We start from the raw sequence: 439 nt of genomic DNA, 5'->3' as shown, positions 1-439 counted from the left end.
CCAGCGCGGCCTCATGGGGCTGGCCTACGAGATCGTCATCAACTCGAACCCGTGCATCGCGTATCTGATGGAAGAGAACACGATGACGATGCAGGCGCTCGTCATCGCGCACGCGGCGTACGGGCACAACTCGTTCTTCAAGGGCAATTACCTGTTCCGCCTGTGGACCGACGCGCACGCGATCATCGACTACCTCGTGTATGCGAAGAACTACGTCGCGGAATGCGAGGAGCGCTACGGCCTCGATCGCGTCGAGGAACTGCTCGACTCGTGCCATGCGCTGATGAATTACGGCGTCGACCGCTACAAGCGGCCGCAGAAACCGTCGCTGTCGAAGGAAGCGGCGCTGCGGCGCGAGCGCGAGGCCGCCCTGGCCCGGGGCGACCACGCGCTGGTCGCCTCGCTCGACGAGGACTACGACTACGACGGCCTCGCGACG

The 439-nt window shown here is 64.7% G+C and carries 1 protein-coding gene; it reads left to right on the top strand.

The window, feature by feature from the left end; genetic code table 11:
* Window positions 1-439, top strand: a 439-nt coding sequence (locus ACU8YE_RS25440) for a SpoVR family protein (RefSeq protein ID WP_446930368.1), incomplete at both ends; no start/stop codon positions are given.

The sequence above is a fragment of the Ralstonia sp. VS2407 genome (assembly GCF_052950655.1).
The sequence above is the reverse complement of the archived record's forward strand: the minus strand, read 5'-3'. Positions and strand labels throughout refer to the sequence as shown.